At 64.3% G+C, this 16,993-nt stretch carries 16 protein-coding genes and 1 tRNA gene; 6 read left to right on the forward strand and 11 right to left on the reverse strand.

Annotated elements, in window-relative coordinates; translation table 11 throughout:
• Positions 1-19 precede the first annotated feature (19 nt).
• Both ACM9ME_RS10430 and mfd read left to right on the forward strand, forming a co-directional pair.
• Positions 20-295: an FAD assembly factor SdhE gene (locus ACM9ME_RS10430; RefSeq protein WP_415643397.1), complete on the forward strand. Its 276-nt coding sequence runs from the start codon at positions 20-22 to the stop codon at positions 293-295.
• A complete protein-coding gene (gene mfd / locus ACM9ME_RS10435) occupies positions 295-3,735 on the forward strand; it encodes a transcription-repair coupling factor (protein WP_415643398.1) in 3,441 nt (1,146 codons plus the stop codon). Before ACM9ME_RS10430 ends, mfd begins: the two co-directional genes overlap by 1 nt.
• Positions 3,736-3,845: 110 nt before the next feature.
• On the opposite strand, the gene ACM9ME_RS10440 is transcribed toward mfd, so the two are convergent.
• The gene (locus ACM9ME_RS10440; protein ID WP_415643399.1) at positions 3,846-5,345 is read right to left on the reverse strand and encodes a putative bifunctional diguanylate cyclase/phosphodiesterase; all 1,500 of its coding nucleotides are present in this window, start codon (positions 5,343-5,345) and stop codon (positions 3,846-3,848) included.
• A 75-nt stretch (positions 5,346-5,420) separates the two neighbouring features.
• Here ACM9ME_RS10440 and ACM9ME_RS10445 point away from each other — a divergent pair, with 75 nt between their 5' ends.
• The 3 genes from ACM9ME_RS10445 (at position 5,421) to ACM9ME_RS10455 (ending at position 7,082) form a co-directional block, all read left to right on the forward strand.
• Entirely contained in the window at positions 5,421-6,194 is a 774-nt protein-coding gene (locus ACM9ME_RS10445) for an NAD kinase (RefSeq protein ID WP_415643400.1), read from the forward strand.
• A 174-nt stretch (positions 6,195-6,368) separates the two neighbouring features.
• Positions 6,369-6,443: transfer RNA gene (locus ACM9ME_RS10450), tRNA-Asn, on the forward strand.
• Positions 6,444-6,500: 57 nt separating this feature from the next.
• The gene (locus tag ACM9ME_RS10455; protein WP_415643401.1) at positions 6,501-7,082 is read left to right on the forward strand and encodes a PEPxxWA-CTERM sorting domain-containing protein; all 582 of its coding nucleotides are present in this window, start codon (positions 6,501-6,503) and stop codon (positions 7,080-7,082) included.
• A 45-nt stretch (positions 7,083-7,127) separates the two neighbouring features.
• Here ACM9ME_RS10455 and ACM9ME_RS10460 read toward each other — a convergent pair whose 3' ends face one another.
• The 10 genes from ACM9ME_RS10460 to ACM9ME_RS10505 all read right to left on the reverse strand — a co-directional run bounded on the left by ACM9ME_RS10460 (position 7,128) and on the right by ACM9ME_RS10505 (position 15,210).
• On the reverse strand, positions 7,128-7,553 hold the full coding sequence (locus tag ACM9ME_RS10460; RefSeq protein WP_415643402.1) for a response regulator: 426 nt from the start codon (positions 7,551-7,553) through the stop codon (positions 7,128-7,130).
• A 78-nt stretch (positions 7,554-7,631) separates the two neighbouring features.
• Entirely contained in the window at positions 7,632-8,918 is a 1,287-nt protein-coding gene (hmgA, locus tag ACM9ME_RS10465) for a homogentisate 1,2-dioxygenase (RefSeq protein WP_415643403.1), read from the reverse strand.
• A 110-nt stretch (positions 8,919-9,028) separates the two neighbouring features.
• Positions 9,029-10,120, reverse strand: a complete 1,092-nt coding sequence (hppD, locus tag ACM9ME_RS10470; protein ID WP_415643404.1) for a 4-hydroxyphenylpyruvate dioxygenase — start codon at positions 10,118-10,120, stop codon at positions 9,029-9,031.
• Positions 10,121-10,158: 38 nt separating this feature from the next.
• Positions 10,159-10,959: a TrmH family RNA methyltransferase gene (locus tag ACM9ME_RS10475; RefSeq protein WP_415643405.1), complete on the reverse strand. Its 801-nt coding sequence runs from the start codon at positions 10,957-10,959 to the stop codon at positions 10,159-10,161.
• Positions 10,960-11,226 (reverse strand): HPr family phosphocarrier protein, encoded by a 267-nt coding sequence (locus tag ACM9ME_RS10480; RefSeq protein WP_415643406.1) that lies wholly within the window; start codon positions 11,224-11,226, stop codon positions 10,960-10,962.
• Positions 11,223-11,630, reverse strand: a complete 408-nt coding sequence (locus ACM9ME_RS10485; protein WP_415643407.1) for a PTS sugar transporter subunit IIA — start codon at positions 11,628-11,630, stop codon at positions 11,223-11,225. The genes ACM9ME_RS10480 and ACM9ME_RS10485 overlap by 4 nt, the downstream gene beginning before the upstream one ends.
• Complete coding sequence (gene rapZ / locus ACM9ME_RS10490) at positions 11,630-12,562, reverse strand: RNase adapter RapZ (protein WP_415643408.1); 933 nt, start codon at positions 12,560-12,562, stop codon at positions 11,630-11,632. The genes ACM9ME_RS10485 and rapZ overlap by 1 nt, the downstream gene beginning before the upstream one ends.
• The gene (locus ACM9ME_RS10495) at positions 12,562-12,990 is read right to left on the reverse strand and encodes an HPr kinase/phosphorylase (protein ID WP_415643409.1); all 429 of its coding nucleotides are present in this window, start codon (positions 12,988-12,990) and stop codon (positions 12,562-12,564) included. Before ACM9ME_RS10495 ends, rapZ begins: the two co-directional genes overlap by 1 nt.
• An 11-nt stretch (positions 12,991-13,001) precedes the next feature.
• A complete protein-coding gene (locus ACM9ME_RS10500; protein ID WP_415643410.1) occupies positions 13,002-14,543 on the reverse strand; it encodes a sensor histidine kinase in 1,542 nt (513 codons plus the stop codon).
• A complete protein-coding gene (locus ACM9ME_RS10505; protein ID WP_415643411.1) occupies positions 14,512-15,210 on the reverse strand; it encodes a response regulator transcription factor in 699 nt (232 codons plus the stop codon). The genes ACM9ME_RS10500 and ACM9ME_RS10505 overlap by 32 nt, the downstream gene beginning before the upstream one ends.
• A gap of 166 nt (positions 15,211-15,376) precedes the next feature.
• Between ACM9ME_RS10505 and ACM9ME_RS10510 the strand changes: the two genes are divergently transcribed.
• Entirely contained in the window at positions 15,377-16,981 is a 1,605-nt protein-coding gene (locus tag ACM9ME_RS10510) for a phosphoenolpyruvate carboxykinase (RefSeq protein ID WP_415643412.1), read from the forward strand.
• The last annotated feature ends 12 nt before the right edge of the window (positions 16,982-16,993 follow it).

The raw sequence follows: 16,993 nt of genomic DNA on the forward strand, positions 1-16,993 counted from the left end.
ACGCTTAACCCCGAATTCGATGAATCACGACACCCGCCTCAAGCGCCTGCGTTTTCGCGCATGGCATCGCGGCACGCGCGAAGCCGATCTGCTGATCGGCGGGTTTTTCGACGCGCGCGCGGCGGGCTGGAACGAAGGCGAACTCGATTGGTTCGAGACTTTGCTTGAGGAACAGGACGTCGACATCATCATGTGGGCCATGGGCTCCGCGCCGCCGCCCACGGCGTTCGCCGGCGGCTTGATGCCCGAAATGCAGCGCATCGATTATCTGACGCCGCCCGCGCAGCCCGCCTGATGCCCGATCTTCAGCGCATCATCGCAGCGGAGAAACCGCTGACGCTCGCGGGCGTGCCGGCGGGGTTCTTGCCGTGGCTGGCGACGGATTTCGCACGAGCTGCAGGCCGTGCGGTGGCGATCATGCCGGACGAGGCGGCGATGCGCGCCATTGTGGACGCCGCGGCGTTCTTTGCCCCCGAAGTCGATGTGCTCGCCTTTCCGGCCTGGGATTGCCTGCCTTACGACCGCGCCTCGCCGTCGCTGCGCATCACCGCCGAACGCCTGGCCACGCTCGCCGCGCTGCAAGTCAAATCCGCCGGACCGCAATTGCTGGTGACCACCGTCAACGCGGCGACGCAGCGCGTGCTCACCCCGTTCCGTATCCGCCAGTTGACCGCGCGGCTTGAGGCAGGGACGCGAATCGACCGCGAAGCCTTGGTCCAACTGCTGTCGGCCAATGGCTATATTCGCAGCGAGACCGTGGCCGACGCGGGCGATTTTGCGGTGCGCGGCAGCCTCGTCGATTTGTTCCCGGCGGGCGAGCCGCACGCCCTGCGCCTCGATTTCTTTGGCGACGAAATCGAAAGCGTGCGCAGCTTCGATCCTGCCGATCAACGCACGATCGAACGGGTCGACGGCTTCACCCTGTTGCCCGCGTCGGAAACGCTGCTCGACGAGACGTCGATCAAGCGCTTCCGCAGCCGCTACCGTGACAAATTCGGCGCAACCGCGACCGGCGATCCGGTGTACCAAGCGATTAGCGACGGGCGGCGGCTGGCGGGCGTCGATCACTGGCTGCCATTGGTCGAGGAAAAGCTCGGCACGCTGTTCGATCACTTGAACGACAGCGACTTCGTCATGCGCGATGCCGCAACCGAGGGCGCCGGCACCGCGCGTTTCGACGCGGTCGAGGACTATTTCGCCAACCGCGAGCGCGCGATGAGTCGTGAACCGGGCTCGTACCGTCCGCTCGGGCCGACGGCCCTCTATCTGTCGCGCGACGAATGGGCTGCTGCAATCGTCGGGCGCCCAGTGCACCGCGTCACCGCCTTCGACCAGCCCGACAGCGGTCAGGTCGTCAGCTTCGAGATCGACGGCCCGCGCGACTTTGCGCCCGAGCGCGGACGCGGCGAAAACGTCTACGAAGCGCTCGGCGCATTCCGCAAGAAACAGGGCAAGCAGGGGCTGGTCATCGCCAGCTATTCGACCGGGTCGCGCCAGCGGCTGACCGGGTTGCTCGAAGACCACGGCCTGACCAAACTTGCCGCAGCCGCGACGTGGCAGGAGGCACAGGGACTGGCCGCGCAGGGCAAGGTCGCGCTGGCCATCGTTCCGCTCGATCACGGCTTCGTCGCCCCCGATCTTGCGCTGGTGACTGAACAGGATCTGCTCGGCGATCGCCTCGTCCGGCGGCAAAAGCGCAAGAAATCCGCCGACGCATTCCTCGCCGAAATCGCCGCGCTGTCGCCGGGCGACCTTGTCGTCCACCGCGATCACGGCATCGGGCGCTATGACGGGCTGACCCAGATCCCGGTGCAAAAGGCGCCGCACGATTGCGTCGCGTTGGTCTTTTCGGGTGGCGACAAGCTCTACGTCCCGGTCGAAAACCTCGACGTCTTGTCGCGCTACGGCTCGGACAGCGAAGGCGCTTCGCTCGACAAACTGGGCGGCGAGGCATGGCAGCGCCGCAAATCGACGATGCGCGAACGCATCCGCGAAATCGCCGGTGAATTGATCGCCACCGCCGCCGAACGCGCGCTCAAACCCGCCGAAATCGCCGCGGTCGACCATAGCTACCCCGAATTCACCGACCGTTTTCCCTATCAGGAAACCGAAGATCAGGACCGCGCGATCGCCGAATCGCTCGGCGATCTGGAGGCCGGCAAGCCGATGGACCGGTTGATCGTCGGCGATGTCGGCTTCGGCAAGACCGAGGTCGCATTGCGCGCGGCGTTCGTCGCGGCGATGGCCGGGATGCAGGTCGCTTTGATCTGCCCGACGACGCTCCTCGCGCGTCAGCATTTCAAGACGTTCGAGGAACGCTTTCGTGGCTTCCCGATCAACATCGGCCGCCTGTCGCGCCTCGTCCCCGCCAAGGAAGCCAAGGACACCAAGGCCGCGCTCGCCGACGGTCAGATGGACGTGGTCATCGGCACCCACGCACTGCTGGCCAAGGGGATCGAATTCAAACGGCTCGGTCTCGTCATCGTCGATGAGGAACAGCGGTTCGGGGTGACGCACAAGGAACGGCTGAAGGCACTCAAGACCGACGTCCACATGCTCACGCTGACCGCCACGCCGATCCCGCGCACGCTGCAAATGGCGATGTCGGGCCTGCGCGAATTGTCGGTGATCCAGACCCCGCCGGTGGATCGCCTCGCGGTCCGCACCTACGTCATGCCATGGGATCCGGTGGTGATCCGCGAGGCGCTGCTCCGCGAACATTATCGCGGCGGGCAGAGTTTCGTCGTCACCCCGCGCATCGCCGATCTGCCCGATATCGAGGAATTCCTCCGCAAGGACGTGCCCGAAGTCCGCTATGTCGTGGCGCACGGCCAGCAATCCCCGACCGAAGTCGAGGAACGCATGTCGGCGTTTTACGACAAGAAGTTCGAGGTGCTGGTCTCGACCACGATCATCGAATCCGGCCTCGATATCCCCAGCGCCAACACGCTGATCGTCAATCGCGCGGATCGCTTCGGCCTGGCGCAACTGTACCAGCTGCGCGGGCGCGTGGGCCGGTCGAAAACGCGCGCCTATGCGTATCTGACGACCGGCGACACGATGACCGAAACCGCCGACAAACGCCTGAAAGTGCTGTCCGATCTCGACAGCCTCGGCGCGGGATTTCAGCTCGCCAGCCACGACCTCGACATTCGCGGCGCGGGCAACCTGCTCGGCGACGAACAGTCCGGCCACATCAAGGAAGTCGGCTTCGAATTGTATCAGTCGATGCTCGAAGAGGCGATCCTCGATGCGCGTTCGGGCGGCACGCCGCAGGTGCGCGAAAGCGATTTCTCGCCGCAGATCAACGTCGACGCGCCGATCCTCATCCCGGAGGATTACGTTCCCGATCTCGATCTGCGCATGTCGCTCTATCGCCGGATCAACGAACTCGAGGACCAAAGTGCGATCGAGGCGTTTGCCGCCGAAATGATCGACCGGTTCGGCACATTGCCCGAGGAAGCGGACAATCTTCTCAAGCTGATGAGCATCAAACTCAACGCCCGCATTGCGCGCATCGCCAAGCTCGACGCCGGGCCGAAGGGCGCGCTGGTGTCGTTCTGGGAAGACCGCCCGCCCAATCTCGACGGGCTGCTCGCTTATGTCGAACGCTTGAAAGGCACCGCCAAATTGCGCCCCGACAGCAAGCTGGCGATCACCCGCGACTGGGACACGGCCAAGGCCCGCCTCCACGGCGCGCTGCAATTGTCCAAAGGGCTGGCGAAGGTCTCTTGAACTACTTTGTCACCCCGGACTTGATCCGGGGTCCATTCGCTCGCTGCTCGAATCAACGGACTGATAGACCCTGACGTTCGTCAGGGTGACGATCCGACTATGGCTTGAACTCAACCGACGAGCGCGATCAACGCCTCGCTGTTGAGCGGCGGGGCATACAAGAACCCCTGATAATATTGGCACCCCTCTGCCGCGAGCAGCGCGAGTTGCTCGCCCGTCTCGACCCCCTCCGCGATCACCGCGATGCCCAGCGAGCGCGCCAGTTCGATCACCCCGCGCACCACCACCCGGTCGCGCGACGATCCGGCGATATCCTGCGCCAATGCCTTGTCGATCTTCAGATAATCGACCGGCAGCGCCTTCAGATAAGCGAGGCTCGAATAGCCTGTCCCGAAATCGTCGATCGCCACGCGGCATGCTCTGGCGCGCAGTTCGGCGAGCATCCGCGATGCCGTGGTCAGGTCGGTGGCCAGCTCGCTTTCGGTCAGTTCGATGGTGATGCGTTCGGCCGCGACGCCGGATTGTTCGATCATCGCGATCAGGTCGGTGACGAATCCGGCAAGGCCGAATTCACGCGCACTGACGTTGATGGCGACGCGCAAATGGCCCAGCGCGGCGGGCCAGCGCGACACCTCGCCCAAAGCGAGCTTTTGCACATGGCGCGACAAGGCGGCGGTCAGCCCGCGCCGCGCCGCGGTCGAAAACAGCAGCGACGCGCCGATCTCGCCATGTTTCGGGTGCCGCCAGCGGGCCAGCGCCTCGACCCCGGTCATTACCCCGTCGGCAACCGACACCTGCGGTTGAAACAGCACTTCGATCTCGCCCGCCTTGATCGCCCGTGGCAGATCATGCTCCAGCGTCCCGTCGACCAGGGCCAGCGCCAGCGGATCGCTTTCGGGCAACCAGCGCACCTGTTCCTCGCCCGAACGTGCCCAGGCCAGCGCCAGCCCCGCGCGCCGGATTAGCGCCAGCGCCGTGTCGCCCACCTGCGTCGCGGCGATCCCGACCAGACAGCCGATCCTGAGCGGGCGTCCATCGGTGAGGTACGGATGCTCGAGCGCCTCGATAATATTGCGGGCACAATCATCGGGCGTATGTTCGATCAGCACTGCGAATTCCGGACCGGGCAGCCGTTCGACCAACGCCTTGCCAGGCACCAGATCGGCAATCCGCTGTTGCGCTGCCGACAACAGGGCATCGCCCGCCTCGCGTCCGAATGCCGCATTGACCACATCGAAATGCGACAGCGCGACGCGCAGCAGATACCCCTGATGTCCGGTGGCCAGGGCGTCGGCGATGGTCGACGTCGGCGTGTCGGGCAGCGCCACCGGCACACCGGCCATGCGCAGCGCGCGCGCCAGTGAAATATCGTCGAACGGCGCCGCCAGATGCTGGCTGGCCCCGGCCACGATCAGGCGATCGAGCGCGGCGCCGTCATCCGCACCGGCGATCACGATCAGTGGTGTGTCGCCCGGCGGTGGTGGGCTGGCGACGTGGCGCACATCGACGATCCGCGCGTCGCCGTCTGCCGCGATGGTGACGCCCAGCCGGTCGAGCGCCGTGCGAATGTCTTCGGCATCCCCTGCCGAAGCCAGCGCAACGCGCGGCATGCTGTCCCCCGAACTGCCCACGACGCTTGCTTACGCCTGTTGCCCGCTTTGACCAAACTGCTAGCACCCGCGGCCATGAGCGACGTTCGCCGTGCCCTGCTCGTCTCCCCCACCGATGCGGCGGAGGATGCCGCGCGTGCCCTGCGCGAACGTGACGACTGGGTCGATCTGGCGCAGGCGGACGAGGTCGTGGCGCTGGGCGGTGACGGTTTCCTCCTGCAGACCTTGCACCAGATGCTGGAGACGCGGCGCATCCTGCCGACGTTCGGCATGAACCTCGGCACCGTCGGGTTTCTGATGAACGAATGGCGCGAAGGCGGGCTGTCGGCGCGCATTGCCGCCGCCAAGACGTTTTCGGTCAATCCGCTGAAGATGGAAGCGGTAACCATCTCGGGCGAACGCGTGATCCTGCCCGCGATCAACGAAGTCTCGCTGCTGCGCGAAACGCGCCAGACCGCGAAACTGGAAGTCACCGTCAACGACCGCATCGTCATCCCCGAACTGGTGTGCGATGGGGTGCTGGTCGCGACGCCCGCCGGGTCGACCGCCTATAATTTCTCCGCCCAGGGACCGATCCTGCCCCTCGGCTCGGCGATGCTCGCGCTGACCCCGATCAGCCCGTTTCGCCCGCGTCGCTGGCGCGGCGCGATCCTGCCGGACACCGCGCGGATCAGCTTTCGCATTCTCGAACCCGGCAAACGCCCGGTGTCCGCGGTCGCCGATCAGCGCGAAGTGCGCGACGTGACGCGCATCGACGTGATGATCGACAAGGTGACGGCGCTGAAGCTGTTGTTCGACCCAGAACATGCGCTGGACGACCGCATCGCGATGGAACAGTTTGCGGTGTGAGCGAGCGAAGGATTGGCGAAGCGGCGCGCAGCAAGCGCCGCCAATCCTCGACTTGCGAAGACCCGGCCGGCCTCGCACCGCGGGGACCGACGAGGTGCGGCTTTGCCGCACCTACTTGGGTCGAGTGACTTGAAACAAGGCGAGAGGCTGATATAGGCCGCGCCTTCGCGCTGTTCCCCGATAGCTCAGCGGTAGAGTAGGTGACTGTTAATCACTTGGTCGTTGGTTCGAATCCAACTCGGGGAGCCAGCGCGGATTCGACTTTGCCCATGCGTCCCGTCAGGTTGATCGCATAAGGGAGTAGCCATGAACCGATTCGGCATAGCCAGCGCGTTGGCGCTGGCAGGAATGAGTGCGGCTGCGGGAGCGGCAATCACCACAATCAGTGGCACCCTCGATATGGCCCGTCCCTCGATCAACATTCCTTTCGACGGAAGTTCGATCGGCGCGCGCTACGCTGTCACCGCGCAGTTTTCCCGAGCATTCGAGGGTTCCTTTTATTATCAATTGGAAGACCGCTACAACATCATCGATCCCGATACGGGACAAGAATTGGAGGGCAATGAGGGAGGCATAGGCGGCTATCACGAATTCAACCGCGCATCCTATTCCTTCGCCTTCAACGTCGCACCCAATCGCTCTCGACCGTATTACGATCCGAGGTTCTCCAAAGTCGTGCTGTATGGCACATATCAGCTCTTCCAATATGCTGATCTTACGGTTCGCAGCGCATCGTTCGCGCCCATTTCTTATTTGATCACCACTGATGTTTCGGCGTTTGTGCCCGAACCAGCCGCTTGGACCATGCTGCTAGCAGGATTTGGATTTGTCGGTGGGTTGTCCCGCCGTCGATCAAACACCACGAGCGCTGCCTCCGCCGCGATTTAGGGCCGCTGAGGATAAGGGCGGCTGCAATCTGCAGGCCGCTCCTCCCTACTCAACCACCTCCAACGGGTTCGCCATGAACGCCCGTCGCTTCGACACCGATGCCTTGATCAGGACGCGGATGAAGCGTTTGGAATCCGCCAGGATGCGGCCCTTGTCGAAACAGGCGTCGGCGCCGTGTTCGATCGCCTCGCGCGCGGCGTCGCTGCCTTCGGTGGTGGCCGACGACACGACGACGACCGGCGCATGCGGGTAATCACGCAACTCGTCGAGCAACGCCATGCCGTCGATCCCCGGCATGTTCAGATCGAGCGTGATAATCGTCGGTTTGAAGGATTTCATCAACGCGCGTGCGGCGGGCACGTCCGACGCCGTCGCGATCTCGGTTATGTGCCCCTGCGTCGCCAGCAATTGTTCGACCATCGCCCGGATGGTCAGCGAATCGTCGATGATCAGGGCACGGGTCGCGCGCATTCAATTCGGTCACTCGTTGATGACCGGACATAGCGGCTTGTGGGTTAAGTTGTTGTTTCGATTATCTGAAAAGCGCAGCTATTTTGGCAATTCGGCCTTGGCGAATCCCTGCCACACCTCGTCATAATCCAGCTGCATTTCGGGGCATTCGGTCGCCCAATCGGTCACGCGATACGGCCAGCGCGCCTCGAACATGAACGCCATCGTGTTGTCGATCTTGTGCGGTTTCAGGTCCGCCGCGACCGCGCCGTCATAGCTCGCCTGATCCGGCCCATGCCCGTTCATGCAATTGTGCAGGCTCGCCCCGCCGGGCGCGAAGCCGCCTTGCTTGGCGTCATAGGCACCGGTGATCAGGCCCATGAATTCGGACATGACGTTGCGGTGGAACCACGGCGGGCGGAAACTATGTTCGGCGACCATCCAGCGCGGCGGGAAGATCACGAAATCGCAATTGGCGGTGCCCGGCGTGTCGCTCGGCGATGTCAGCACGGTGAAGATCGACGGATCGGGATGGTCGTAACTGACCGTGTTGATGGTGTTGAACCGCCGCAGATCGTAACGGCACGGCGCGAGATTGCCGTGCCACGCCACCACATCGAACGGCGAGTGATCGAGCGTCACGGCCCACAGCTTGCCGCCGAATTTCTGGACGATTTCGGTCGGTTCGTCGCGATCCTCGTACCATGCCTCGGGCGTCTCGAAATCGCGCGGGTTGGCGAGGCCGTTGGAACCGATTGGCCCCAAATCGGGCAAGCGAAACGGCGCGCCATAATTCTCGCAGACATAACCGCGCGCTTCGCCGTCGGGTAGCGCGACGCGGAAGCGCACCCCGCGCGGGATCAGCACAACTTGTTGCGGCTCGGCATCGATCAGCCCGAATTCGGTGGCGATCGCCAGCCGTCCCTGTTGCGGCACGATCAGCATTTCGCCATCCGCATTCATGAAGGCGCGCCCGGCCATGTCGCGATTGGCGGCATAGCCATGCGCCGCCACGCCCGCCTGTGCGTCGGGTCCGCCATTGCCGGCATAGGTGAACAGACCGTCGATGAAGTCGACGTCCGCGTCGGGCTTGGCAATCGGGTCCCAGCGCATCCGGTTGGGCGACAGGACGCCGCCGTCAGCCTTCAGCCGCGTCGCGCCGTCGTAGCGCACCAACGCGCCATGCTGCGCGGTCGGGCGCAGGCGATACAGCCACGACCGGCGATTTTCATCGCGCGGCGCGGTGAACGCCGTGCCCGACAATTGTTCGGCATAAAGCCCGAACGGCACCTTTTGCGGACTGTTCTGCCCGACCGGCAGCGCGCCGGGAACCGCTTCCGTCGCGAAATGATTGCCGAAGCCGGTGAGGTAGCGGTTGGTGATCATGCTCGTCTCACTGAAATTCGAAAAAGCTGGACCCCGGCTCTGGGGCCGGGGCGACGTAGAGGAAAAACCACTTCGTCACCCCGGACTTGATCCGGGGTCCAGCTTCTTCCTTAAGCCGCCGGCGCGAGGACGCCGCGTTCGACCTGATCGCGCTCGATCGATTCGAACAGCGCTTTGAAATTGCCCTCGCCAAAGCCTTCGTCGCCGCGGCGCTGAATGAATTCGAAGAACACCGGGCCGATATGCGGCTGCGCAAAAATCTGCAGCAACAGGCGCGGCTGCCCGCCTTCGGTCGTGCCGTCGAGCAGGATCCCGCGGCGCTGCAATTCATCGACCGGCTCGCCATGCCCCGGCAGCCGCTCGTCGAGCATGCGGTAATAGGTTTCGGGCGGCGCGGTCATGAACGGCACACCCAGCTTTTGCAGATTGTCCCAGCAGGCGATCAAATCGTCGCAGATCAGCGCGATGTGCTGAATGCCCTCGCCATTATAGGCTTGCAGATACTCGTCGATCTGCCCGCCGCCGGCCTTGCCTTCCTCGTTCAGCGGGATGCGGATCTTGCCGTCGGGCGCGGTCATCGCCTTCGACGTCAGGCCGGTATATTCGCCCTTGATGTCGAAAAAGCGGATCTCGCGGAAGTTGAAGATGCGCTCGTACCAGCCCGCCCAATGCGCCATGCGGCCGCGATATACATTGTGCGTCAGGTGATCGATTTTGGTGAAGCCCGCACCCGCCGGGTGGCGCTCGACGCCGGGCAGATAGACGAAATCGATGTCGTAGATCGACAAGGCGCCGGGCTGATCGAGCGTCGCGTAGCGGTCGATCAGATAGATGAACGCGCCGCCGATCCCCTTGATCGCGGGGATGCGCAGCTCCATCGCGCCGGTCTTGCTTTCGACCGGCTCGGCACCGCGCTTGATCGCTTCCTCATAAGCCGCCGCCGCATCTTTCACGCGAAAACCCATGCCGCAGGCCGACGGGCCGTGCTCGGCGGCAAAAAAGGCGGCGGGGCTGCGCGCCTCGTAATTGGCGATCAAATTGATCTCGCCCTGCCGCCACAGATCGACGTCCTTGGACCGGTGGTGCGCGACGCGGGTAAAGCCCATCGTTTCGAAAACGGGCTCGAGCACGCCTTTTTCGGGGGCGGTGAATTCGACGAACTCGAAACCGTCGAGGCCCAGCGGGTTGTGATGTTCGGTCATGGCGGCGGAATAGCACCGCCGTTACGCGAGCAACAGGTCTAGCCGACTAACACACGTCGCTGCTGGTTCAGCACTTCATACGCCATCACCGCGGTCGCCACCGCCGCATTGAGGCTGTCCGCCTTCCCGCGCATCGGCATTTTGACGAGCAGGTCGCAGTCGGCTTCGTACGATTCGGGCAGCCCCTGGCTCTCGTTGCCGGTGAGCACGAAGGTCGGCGCGGCATAACTCGCCGCCTGGTAATCCACATCGGTATTGAGGCTGGTCCCGACCAATTGCCCCGGCCCGTCGCGCAACCAGGCGATAAACTCCGCCCAATTTGTCCGGACAACTTTCTGCGTAAAGATCGCCCCCATGCTCGCGCGAACCGCCTCGACCGAGAACGGATCGGCGCAATCGTCGATCAGGATCACCCCGCCCGCACCCACCGCATCACCCGTCCGCATCGTCGTCCCCAGATTCCCCGGGTCCCGCATTGCCTGCGCCACCAGCCAGATATCCGCCGCAGATCGGTCCAATTCGGCCAGCGGCGTGGCGAACTCGGCATAGACGCCCAGCACCTGCCCCGGATTGTCCTTGCCGCTGAGTTTGCCGAGGATGTCCGGCGACGTGACCAACGTCTCGCCGGCGGCTCGTTCGAGCGCCTTGACCAAGGGGTGATCGGCGCTCGCCTCGGTCCGCCACAGCTGGATCGGCGCAAAGCCCGCCTCCAGTCCTTCGGTCAGAATCCGCAAGCCCTCCGCGAGAAACCGCCCCGTCTCCCGCCGCGCCTTCTTGTCGCGCAATGCCCGCGCGTCCTTGACGAGCGGATTGGAGAAGCCGGTGATCTCGCGGAGCATTCAGTCCTCTCCGAACTTGTCTTCCACCAGCTTGGAAAGTTTGCCCACCGCATCGTCCGCGCCATCGCCGTCCGCCGAAATCGTCACGCTGTCGCCCATTGCCGCGCCCAACATCATCAGGCCCATGATCGACGTGCCGACGACGCTATCGCCGTCCTTGGCCACACGCACTTCGCATGGCAGTTCGCTGGCCATGGTCACGAATTTGGCACTGGCGCGGGCGTGAAGGCCGCGTTTGTTGGTGATCGTGACGGTACGTTCGATCACGCGGCCTTCTCGCCAAGCACCTCGGACGCGACCGAAATATACTTGCGCCCCGCCTCGCGCGCCGCCGCCACGGCATCGCGCACGCCCATCGTGCGACGCGCGCCTTCCAGGCGAATGAGCATCGGCAGGTTGATCCCGGCAATCACCTCGACCTTGCCCGGCTGCATCAGCGAAATCGCCATGTTCGATGGCGTGCCGCCGAACAAATCGGTCAGCACGATCACGCCGCGCCCGCCATCGACTTCGGCGATCGCGGCGGCGATATCTTCGCGCCGCGCGTCCATATCGTCATCGGGGCCAATGCAGATCGCGGCGATCGCGCGCTGCTTGCCCACCACATGTTCCATCGCGGTGACGAATTCCGTCGCAAGCGCGCCGTGCGTCACCAGCACCAAACCGATCATCAATGCGTCACATCCCCGCTCGACCCGGCCCGCGCCCCTTCCGTCACATCGTCGGGTCGGGTTGCCAGGTCGCGATGCGCGATTGTCGGCGAAAATCCTCCGTCGCGCAATCGCTTTGCGATGCGCTCCGCCACATGGACGCTGCGATGCCGCCCGCCGGTGCAGCCGATCGCGACGGTAACATAGCTTTTCCCCTCGGCGGCATAGCGCGGCAGGAGCGTCAGCAGGAGGTTTTCGATCTGCGGAATCGCCTCGGCATAAGCCGGATCGCCGGCGATATAATCCGCCACGGGTTGATCGAGTCCCGATTGTGGACGCAAATCGTCGACCCAGTGCGGATTTCGCAAGAACCGCATGTCGAACACCAGATCGGCATTGCGCGGCAGCCCGCGGGCAAAGCCGAACGACATCACCTGCAGCGTCGGAGCGCCGCTGCCGTCGGTCGGAAATCGGTGACGAATTTCGAGGCGCAAATCGTTGGTTGTCGACGCGCGGGTATCGATCACCGTCTCAGCCCAATGGCGCAGCGGGGCGAGCAATTCACGCTCGCGCTCGATGCCGTCGGCGGCGGGGCGATCAGGCGCCAGCGGGTGGCGGCGGCGCGTTTCCGAGAACCGCCGGTTCAGTTCGACTCGTCCGCAATCGAGGAACAAGGTGGCGATATCGGCGCCGTCGCCACGCATCGCCTGGATGCGCTTTACGATCCCTTCGGCGTCAAACCCACGTGTCCTGCTGTCGATCCCCAAGGCCAGCGGCCGCCCGGCCTCCGCCCCTTCCGCACCGCGCGTCGCGAGCAATCGGTCGAGCAGGCGCAGCGGAAGGTTGTCGACAACCTCCCAGCCAATGTCCTCCAGCGTCTTGAGCGCGGTCGTCTTGCCCGCCCCCGACATGCCGGTGACCAGCAGAATGCGGGCGGGATCGGCCTGGGCCATCAGTGCGCCAAGTGGTTCAAGGCAGCAGCAACTTTGGCCGCCGCTGAAGCTTCGAACGGCCGCAAGCTGACCAGCGGCATTTCGACTCCGAGCAGCAAGCGTGTCGTGCCGATGGGCATGCGCTCGATCTCTGCTTCGACCAAGCTGACGATCAGGCGCACGGACACGTCGTTTTGAGCCGGAAGCGTGACGATGCCGACGCCACGCACTTCCAGTTTTCCTGCAATCGTTTCAGGCGCGGTCGCCAGAATGTGTGCGCCGTCGCGGCGAATGATGACCTGGTCGTCGCCGACCAGGGAAGCGCCGCGATCGATCAGGCGCAGCGCCAGATCGGACTTGCCACTGCCCGAACGGCCCTCGATCAGCACGGCCCGGCCATCGATCGCGATGCACGACGCGTGTATTGTTTCGGAGGACAAAGTGCGCATCGCAGCCACGCTTACAACGCCGGCAGGCGAATGACGAACCGCGCGCCCTTGCCCGATTCGGGTGCGCTCACCTCGATGCGGCCATTGTGCCGCTCGACGATCGTCTTGGCGATCGCGAGACCGAGCCCCGAATGGCGTTCGTCGCCGAATTCGGCGGGCCGATCGGTGGCGAAGCGTTCGAAGATCGCAGCGCGCAGACCCGGCTCCACGCCCGGCCCTTCATCCTCGACGCTAACCAGCACTTCACGATCGACGCGTGTCGCGCCCAACCGGACACAGCCGTCGGCCGGGCTGAACGACACCGCATTGTCGAGCAAATTGGAGATGGCGCGGGCCAGCCGCCCAGGATCTCCGGCAACCGTCGCCAGCGCGCGATAGGGGCGCGCGAAGGCGATGCTGACGTTCCGATCTTCGCCACGGCGCTCACGTTCGCGGACCATCTCCTCGAGCAATAGCCCCAGATCGACCTGGTCGAACGGCGTGCGCGTCAATTGCGCATCGAGCCGCGACATTTCCGCGACATCGCCGATCAGCCGGTCGAGCCGCTGGACATCGTCGCGCAGGATATCGAGCAACTGCGCCTGTCCCGCTGCATCAACCCGCGCGAACGTCTCTATCGCCGAGCGCAGCGACGCCAGCGGATTGCGCAATTCGTGGCTGACATCGGCAGCAAAACTCTCGATCGCATCGGTGCGCGCGCGGAGTTCGGCGGTCATGTCCGATACCGCACGCGCCAACAGCCCGACTTCATCGCGCCGTCCTTCGAGGCGGGGGACGATCACCTCGCGCCCGCGCCCTTGATGGACGCGCACCGCCGCGCGCGTGAGGCGCCTGAGCGGCTTGACGATGGTGCGCGCCAGATACAGCGAAACCAGTGCCGATAGCAGCAACGCCATCGCCACGACCTCGGCCAACCGGCTGCGCTCGGCGCGGACCAGACGGGTCGCGTCGCGCGCATTTTCAAGCGTGATCAGGTGCAACGCCGTTCCGACCGGCGCCCCTGCTGCGACCAGCGGCGTGCGGTCAGGGGCGAACAGCGTCACACTCGCGGGGTCAGCGAACAATCCCAAACTCGACCAATATTTCGCATTGGGAGTCTGTGCGGGCTCGAAATCGGTCAGGTCGTCGGCGCCGACGATGGTGTCGATGGTGCGATCCATCGCGCGCGCTGCCTTGCGCCGCCATGCCTCTCGCGACGGATCGACGATGCGGAACTCCTGCCCCGCATCGATCGAATCGAAGATCGGTCGGCCCTTCGCATCGAACACCAGGACACGGCGCTGTTCCTGCGTCTGGCTTGCCGCGCTGATCGCCGGCCAGTCGTCGCGCGGTGCCCCGGCAAATGCCGTCGCCATCGTCCGTGCCAGCCGCTGCTGCTGTTCCTGCCGCTCGCTCAGCAATCGCCCGCGAAAGCTGTCGAGGTAGAAAATGCTCCCGCCGGTCAGCGCGAGCGCAAGCACGTTGAGCAGCAGAATCCGCACGGTGAGCGACCAGCGAAAGCGCAGCGGGCGCTCGCCGGGCTCAGTCGGCGGCGAAGCGGTAACCGGCGCCATACAGAGTCTTGATGCCATCGAATTCGCCGTCCGCGGTGCGGAACTTGCGACGGATGCGCTTGATGTGACTGTCGATCGTGCGGTCGTCGACGAAACCGTCGTCGCCATAGGCCGCGTCGAGCAACTGGTTGCGCGTCTTGACCACGCCGGGGCGCTGGGCGAGTGCTTCGAGGATCAGGAATTCGGTCACGGTCAGCCTCACCTCATGGCCGCGCCATACCACCCGGTGCCGCTCGGCATCGAGCGCGAGATCGCCGCGCACCACTTCGCTGTCGGCCTCGTCCTGAGCTCGCGACGCAACGGTTGCGCTGCGGCGCAGGATCGCCCGGATGCGCGCGACCAGCAACGTCGGAGAAAACGGCTTGGTGATATAATCGTCGGCGCCGAGATCGAGGCCCAGCGCCTCATCGGCCTCGTCGTCCTTCGACGTTAGCATGATCACCGGCACATCGGTCGCCTCGCGCAGCCGCCGCAAAAGCTCCAGCCCGTTCATCCGCGGCATCTTGATGTCCGACACCACAAGGTCGGGCGGGTTGTCCGTCAACGCCTTCAACGCCGCTTCGCCATCGGCGTAAACGCGCGTTGAAAAGCCTTCGGCCTGCAGCGTCATCGCAACCGAAGTCAGGATGTTGCGGTCATCGTCGACCAGGGCGATCGTGGCGCTCACGCCTCGCCGGTAAACTCCGCCAGCGACGCGCGCAACTTAACCCTGCCGGTTTGACGCGAATCGGCCCGCAGATTATGCGGCGGGCATCGTTGCAGTTCTGCAAATCGAGAGTTGTCCGGTCCGGTTTTGAACCCGGGCGCGCGGCGACCCGTAGGGAGTATGCCAAGTGATTACCCGGACGCCCGCCTTCACGCTCGCCGATCAGGGCGTACGCACCTCGGCCGAGACGCATTGGAACCTGATCCCGGCACAGTTGGTCGAACACGCCATCGCCCGCGGTGAAGGCAAGCTGGCCAAGGACGGCCCGCTGGTCGTCGAAACCGGCAAACACACCGGTCGCAGCGCGCAGGACAAGTTCATCGTCCGCGACGCCGAAACCGAAAATACCGTTTGGTGGGGCAAGACCAACAAGGGCATGACGCCCGAACATTTCGCCGCGCTGAAGGCGGATTTCTTTGCCGAACTGGGTCGCAAGGACACGCTGTTCGTCCAGGATTTGTTCGGCGGATCGCAGCCCGAACACCGCGTCAACGTGCGCGTCGTCACCGAGTTAGCGTGGCATTCGATGTTCATCCGCACGCTGCTGGTGCGTCCGGAAGCCGAAGCGCTCGCCGCGTTCGTCCCCGAATATACGATTATCGACCTGCCCTATTTTGTCGCCGATCCGGCGCGTCACGGCAGCCGCGGAGAGACCGTCATCGCGGTCAATTTCACCGAAAAGCTGATCCTGATCGGCGGCACACGCTATGCCGGCGAAATGAAGAAGTCGGTGTTCGGCATCCTCAATTACAAATTGCCGGTCGAAGGTACGATGCCGATGCATTGTTCGGCCAATATCGGCCCCGACGGCGACACCGCCGTCTTCTTCGGCCTGTCGGGTACCGGCAAGACGACGCTTAGCGCCGATGCCAGCCGCACGCTGATCGGCGATGACGAGCATGGCTGGTCGGACACGGCTGTCTTCAATTTCGAAGGCGGCTGTTACGCCAAGATGATCCGCCTGTCGGCCGAAGCCGAACCCGAAATTTTCGCGGCGACCAAGCGTTTCGGCACCGTCCTCGAAAACGTCGTGATGGACCCCGTCACGCGCGAGCTCGATTTCGACGACGCAACGCTCGCCGAGAACAGCCGCGGTTCCTACCCGATTGAATTCATTCCCAATTCGTCGGAGAAGAATCTGGGTCCGGTGCCGAAGAACATCATCTTCCTCACCGCCGATGCCTATGGCGTTCTCCCGCCGATCGCGAAGCTGACCCCCGATCAGGCGATGTATCACTTCCTGTCGGGCTACACCGCGCGCGTCGCGGGCACCGAAATCGGCGTAACCGAACCCGAGGCGACCTTCTCGACCTGCTTCGGTGCGCCGTTCATGCCGCGTCATCCGTCGGTCTATGGCAACCTGCTGAAAGAACGCATCGCCAAGGGCGGCGTCGACTGCTGGCTGGTCAACACCGGCTGGACCGGCGGCAAGGCGACGATGCCCGGCATCAAGCGGATGCCAATCAAGGCAACGCGCGCGCTACTCAACGCAGCCCTCGACGGCAGCCTCAACAGCGCCGAATTCAAGCGCGATCCCAATTTCGGCTTCATGGTTCCGGTCGCGGTGGCGGGTGTCGACAGCAACATGCTCGACCCGCGCGCCGCCTGGGCCGACAAAAGCGAGTATGACCGCACGGCGGCGGACTTGGTCGGCAAGTTCATCAATAATTTCGAGCAGTTCGCCGACCATGTCGAACAGGGCGTCCGCGACAGCGCGCCCAAAGCAGCCTGATTTCAACGCCGA

The organism is Sphingomonas antarctica (genome assembly GCF_965137005.1).
Lineage (GTDB): Bacteria > Pseudomonadota > Alphaproteobacteria > Sphingomonadales > Sphingomonadaceae > Sphingomonas_O > Sphingomonas_O antarctica.